The organism is Marinobacter sp., from assembly GCF_014859525.1.
Taxonomy (GTDB): domain Bacteria; phylum Pseudomonadota; class Gammaproteobacteria; order Pseudomonadales; family Oleiphilaceae; genus Marinobacter.
The window spans coordinates 1-5891 of record NZ_JACUUB010000111.1 but is presented as its reverse complement, the minus strand read 5'-3'; the positions used below and the strand labels follow the sequence as shown (position 1 = coordinate 5891).

Sequence of the window (5891 nt, the reverse complement as noted above, 5' to 3'; positions counted from 1 at the left end):
AAGAAACCGGCCGTGCAGATCAGAAAGCCATAGGCATTCACACCCAGCAACATGGCATAGGCGCCATCACCAATCGCCCAACTCGATGGAATCAGGCCTACCGCCAGCAGTACACCCAGCCCGAGCCCGGTCCAGAAACTGAGATGGAAGCTCCAGGGCGACCACTGGGTAAAGCCATAGAACAGGAACACCGGTGCCAGACCCATCACCATGGTGCCCGAGATGGTCGTGGCCTTGAGAATGTCGGTGCCAGCGAACATCGGCAGGTTGCCGAGCAAGGCAAACACAACCATCACCACCGCACCCACGCGAACGCTCGGCAGCTTGTTCTTGGCGCGACGAGCCAGTCGGGGCAAGTCTACTGCCAAGGATTTCGCCAACGAGCTAAAGGTGGAATCCAGCGTTGAACCGGCCGAAGTCATCATGATAACGCTCATAAAGAACAACGCCGCCAGCCCAAGCGATTGCCCGACGGCGGCGGGGGCATTACCCATGGCTTCAATGCCATTCAGGCGGGCATGGACACCCACCAGGCTGAAGATAAACACCGCCACAAAGCCCAGCAGGCCAGCTACCACAAAGCTCTTGAGCATGGTTTTTTCTTTGTTCACAAAACCCCGGTCGGTCAGGACGGGATCGTGGAACGGATAACTGAACAGCTGCAGCAAGGCCACCAGCAACAGATCGAAGCCGGCGTTCAGGCGGAACTCGCCGTTGGTGAGCAGCGCGCTGGTATCGTTGGCCGGAATGATCATAAACAGCACGGCCCCGACAAAGAACACAAACACAAAGGTCTGGATGACATCGGTGAAAATTGACGACCGCAGTCCGCCCTTGAGGCTATACGCCAGGGTAAATGCGGTAAACAGCATCGCCGCGGCGTAGTATTCCCAGTCACCGGGCAACCCGAAATAACCGCCCACCACGGCGGTGTTACTCCAGACTTCGTTATACAACCGGATCAGAATCGCCGCCGCAAACGCCAGGCTGGCCAGGCGGCCGAAACGGGACGTTAAAAATTCCTGCAAGCTGCGGGCACCGGTCTGGGTTCGAATCAAATAGATCACGTAACCTGCCACCGGAATCGACAACCAGTAACTGGCATAGGCCAGACCGCCAACAACACCATACGCTGCACCCAGGTTGGCGGCATTGGTCACGGATTTGGCAAAAATCCAGCTGATAAAAATGCTCGCCGTCAGCGACCACTGACTCACCGGGTTGCCGTGATCATCCGCGCCCTTGTAAAACGAATTGGCGTTCTTGCTCTTGGGTGACAGCACGTACATCACCACGCCGTACACCAAGAGAAATCCCCAGAACAGGGAGGCTTCAGTAATGTTCATTTTTTTCCGTCGTTTTAGTGTAAGTCATTGATCGGTGGAGGGTGCCCTCTAAACCTCCAAAACAAGAAATCAACCAGGCGCCGAGCAGCTCGCACCAAACCGGTAACAGGAAAAGCACCGGTGATGCCGCAACATGATGCGTTCCTCCATGCTCTCCGCCAGCGAACCGCCCAGGTCATATTGCGGATCATCATCCACCAGCGTGCAGGCATACACCCGAACCTGATCGCCCTTCTTAACCAGCATGCGCGTGTAGGTGCACATGAAGTGGGAACGGGCCTCTTTGGTTGGGTACTTCTCCATGCAGGTTTCGGTAATCTCCGGGCTGCCGTCTTCGGAGCCGGGCGTGCCCAAATCCGGAAACGCAGTAAATGCCAGATCCTCCGGAATGTTCCAGTCCCGGAAAATGGCACGGAACGCGGTTTCCACCTCCACCGGGTTTTCGCCGGGGTCAGTCTGTCGGGCGATAGACACCTTGAAACCTTGTTCGATGAGCCAATGGATACCCTCCAGCGCCTGGTCAAAGCTGCCGTCGCCGCGATCCTTGTCATGCCGGGCGCGGTCGGGGAAATCCAGACTGACCCTGAAATGGATCGGATAAGGGTTGTCCAGTAATGGCAGCACCTGGTGCCGGCGTTTCAGCAGCGGCTCGGTGGCGTTGGTCAGCACAAAACAGGGCCGGTGCTGGCTGGCGTAATCCAGGATATTCACGAAATCCCGGATCACAAACGGCTCACCACCGGTGAAGGAAAACTGCTCCACGCCCATGTCGATGGCTTCGTGGATAAACGGTTTCACATCACTGAGCTTCATGCCCGGAATGCGGCCATCTCCGGGGTGTGAGCCTTCCAGGCAGAACGGACAGGCCAGATTGCAGGCGGTGCCCGTGTGGATCCACAGCTCTTTGAGCTTGTCCGCGTCGATGTAGCCCCGGGGGTCGCCGTTGCGGGTGTGGGTCCAGCTGTCAAAAGCCCGGGGTTCCAGCACTTCCACAGCCGGAATGCGTTTACTGCGGGCCGGGCGGGTTTCAATCAGGGGCATAGCTGCTCCTCAGTCGTTCGATACGTTTAGCCACAGACTCGGGCGAGGCCGGTTTGTTACAGCCATCACCCGAATTTATCAGCCTGCGCTTACTTCTTTGTGTTTTGCCTGCTGGCTTCGGCCTTTACCACGGCGCCAGCCGTGGAGCTTCTCAAGCAGTCTCAGAATACCTTCCGGCGCATGGGCCCGCTTCCACTCACCCGCCGCGTATTTGGCCGACTCGTTCCAGGTCGGGTAGGGGTGAATGGTGCCCAGAATCTTGTTCAGCCCCAGGCCATGCTTCATTGCCAGCGTGAACTCGGCGAGGATCTCTCCGGCGTGAACGCCCACCACCACCACGCCCAGAATCTTGTCCTTACCCGGCGGGGTCAGGATCTTGATAAAGCCATAGTCCTCGCTTTCAGCGATGGCTCTGTCCAGATCGTCCAGGCCATAGCGGGTAACCTCATAGGCAACGCCCTTTTCCTGCGCTTCGGCTTCACTCAGGCCAACCCGCGCCACTTCCGGCGAGGTAAACGTCACCCAGGGCATCACCCGATAATCCACCTTGAACCGTTTGAACTGGCCAAACAGCCCGTTCACCGCCGCATACCAGGCCTGATGAGCCGCTGCGTGGGTAAACTGGTAAGGCCCTGCCACATCGCCACAGGCGAACACGTTCGGATAACGCAGGCTCATGTCTTCTTCCACCGGCACGGTGCCGTTCGGCAAGGTGTCGATGCCAATCCGCTCCAGGTTCAGACCGGAGGTATTCGCCGCGCGACCCACCGCCACCAGCACCTGATCAAAGGGAATGCGAACCTTCTGACCCTCGTGATCGCAGTACGCAACCTTTTCTCCTTCCTCCATACGGAACTCAGCCGCAGAATGTTTCAGCCGGACATCAATTCCGTCAGCTTCAAACTGTTTGAGCACCAGTTCAGAGACATCGGCATCTTCTTTAGCCAGCAGTCGCTCGCCCCGCTCCACCTGAGTGACCTGGGTGCCCAGGCGGGCAAACGCGTGCGCCAGCTCTGAGCCAATGGGGCCACCCCCGAGTACCAGCAGGCGTTGCGGTTGCTCTTGCAGTTCCCACAGGTTATCGGACGTCAGTGGCTGCATGTCTTTCAGGCCGGGGATCGGCGGCAACGCCGGTTTGCCGCCGGTGGCAACAATAATGCTGCGGGCGGTGAGGCGTTCGGTACGGCCATCGTTGTGCTTCACCTCCAGCTCCCACGGCGATACAAAACTCGCCTCGCCGGAGATGCAGTCCACACCCAGCTTGCGATAGCGCTCCGGGGAATCGTGGGGCTCGACTTTCGCGATCACATCCTTGACCCGGTTCATAATGTTCTTGAACGAGCCTTTCACCGGCACCGATTCCAGCCCGTAACGGTTGGCATGGCGCATCGTATCCGCCGCCTTGGCACTGCGGATCAAGGCCTTGGACGGCACGCACCCGGTGTTCAGGCAGTCGCCACCCATCTTGTGCTTTTCAATCAGGGCCACCTTGGCCTTCACGGCGGCTGCGATATAGGCCGACACCAGACCGGCCGAACCACCGCCGATCACCAGCAGGTTGTAGTCAAAATGATCGGGCTTCTGCCAGCCGGCATACACCTTGCGGCGGCGAATAAAGCCCACCACAAACTTGGCAATGAGCGGAAACAAACCCAGCAGGGCAAAAGACAGCAGCAAATTAGCCGACACAATGTCACCGGTGGACTGGATCTGACCCAACTGGGTGCCGGCATTCACATAAACAAAGGTACCCGGCAACATGGCAATCCAACTCACCAGAGCATAGGTGCGCAGCTTCATGGCGGTCAGGCCCATGGCCAGATTGATCAGGAAGAAGGGGAACACCGGGACCAGGCGCAGGGTTGCCAGATAAAAGGCGCCGTCTTTCTCGATGCCACGGTCCATTTTGGATACGGTTTCCGCATAGCGCTTGCGCAGGGTATCCCGCATCAGGAACCGGGCCACCAGGAAGGCCAGGGAAGCACCAATGGTTGACGCAATCGAGACCGCCGCCAAACCATAGATGTTCCCGAAGAAGGCGCCACCGGCGAGGGTCATAATGGTGGCGCCGGGCAGCGACAGGGCCGTAACGGCCACATAAACGAGGGCGAAGCCTGAGACGGCCAATACCAGATTCTGGTCAATCCACTGCCCGATGGCACTCTGATGCGACTGGAGGTTTTCCAGGGTGAGGAGTTTGTGCCCGTCGAATCCCAGAAAGATCCCAACGATGACGGCGATAATCAAAAGAAGTAAAAGCTTGCTGCGATTCATATCCATGCCTGTAAGAATTGAATAAACCAATACGTTGTTATAGCCAAGACACGATCACCGGCTGGATGTTACAGCGCACCTGGACTAATATTCTTGAACATTCGCTACAGAATACCGGAACTTTTAACGATTCCGAACCCCTATACAAAGATGAATAGCCAAACCCATACCGACAAGGGACGGAAACCCATGGACACAGCGGCGCGCCCGGAAGCTGACACATCACTCATCGACGACCTTAAACGGGGTGACCCCGGAGCCTATCGTCAGGCCGTACGTGAATACTCACCCGGCATGCTGGCGGTAGCCCGGTTTTATCTGGACCACTCCAGCGCCGAAGAGGTTGTGCAGGACTGCTGGGTAACAGTGATAGACGCCATCCAGAAGTTTGAGGGCCGCTCTGGCCTTAAAACCTGGCTGCATAGGATCGTTGCCAACCGATGCAAAAACAAATTGCGGTCAAGCAAGCGGGAAGTGGCCATGGATTTCTCGGAAAGCCTGGAGCCGGAACTGGCCAACCGCTTCAACGCTACAGGGCGCTGGGATCTCCCCCCCAAACTGCAATTCCATGACTCCGCAGACACACTGATGGAGAACGGTGCCCTCAGCGATTGTCTGGACAAACACCTCTCTGCCCTGCCGGAAACCCAGCGCTCGGCGCTGATGCTTTACGAAGCCCACCAGCATAAATCGGATGATGTCTGTAACATTCTGGATGTCAGTGCCTCTAACCTGCGTGTACTTTTACACCGTGCGAGGCAAAAGATCTTTCTCATGGTGGAAACCTTCCAGGAGACGGGCGAATGTTAATGTGCAGGGACCTGGCCGAAATCGCCAGTGATTACATTGATGGCGAACTCAACCGCCGGCAGAGTCTGACCGTAAAAATGCACCTGATGATGTGCAAGGACTGCCGGACGTTTATTGGTAACTTGAGGGCCAGCAGCAACCTGCTCAGCGTGCATTCCGCCAGCCGGCCCGATGAACAGTTTCTCAGGCAGATTGATGAGAGGGTGGCTGAGGCGCTCAACAACCGTGGGACCAAAGGCAGCGAGCCGGACTAACACCGCCAATGTTCACTCTGCCTCAAACACGGCGGTCTCCGGGTGAAAGGTGTACCAGGCAAACCAGAAAGCCCGCGTTGCCGGCAACAAGGTGCCGGATTCATCACGCAACTCCGCGGATGGCACCTCAGGGTCGTAATGCAGCGTTACAGCCTTGCCTCCAATT

5 protein-coding genes are annotated in these 5891 nt (G+C 57.4%); 2 read left to right on the top strand and 3 right to left on the bottom strand.

The annotated features are described in order from the left end of the window. The 3 genes from IBX51_RS13995 to IBX51_RS13985 all read right to left on the bottom strand — a co-directional run. Positions 1-1346, bottom strand: a 1346-nt coding sequence (locus IBX51_RS13995) for a sodium:solute symporter (protein ID WP_291831911.1), incomplete at its 3' end; no start/stop codon positions are given. A 69-nt stretch (positions 1347-1415) separates the two neighbouring features. After that, entirely contained in the window at positions 1416-2387 is a 972-nt protein-coding gene (locus IBX51_RS13990) for a radical SAM protein (RefSeq protein ID WP_291831910.1), read from the bottom strand. A gap of 78 nt (positions 2388-2465) precedes the next feature. Further along, complete coding sequence (locus IBX51_RS13985; RefSeq protein ID WP_291831909.1) at positions 2466-4661, bottom strand: FAD-dependent oxidoreductase; 2196 nt, start codon at positions 4659-4661, stop codon at positions 2466-2468. Between the two features lie 189 nt (positions 4662-4850). On the opposite strand from IBX51_RS13985, the gene IBX51_RS13980 reads away from it, so the two are divergent. Together IBX51_RS13980 and IBX51_RS13975 are read left to right on the top strand one after the other, a co-directional pair. Next, positions 4851-5471 (top strand): RNA polymerase sigma factor, encoded by a 621-nt coding sequence (locus tag IBX51_RS13980; protein ID WP_291831908.1) that lies wholly within the window; start codon positions 4851-4853, stop codon positions 5469-5471. After that, the gene (locus IBX51_RS13975) at positions 5465-5725 is read left to right on the top strand and encodes a zf-HC2 domain-containing protein (RefSeq protein ID WP_291831907.1); all 261 of its coding nucleotides are present in this window, start codon (positions 5465-5467) and stop codon (positions 5723-5725) included. The genes IBX51_RS13980 and IBX51_RS13975 overlap by 7 nt, the downstream gene beginning before the upstream one ends. Positions 5726-5891: the final 166 nt, after the last annotated feature.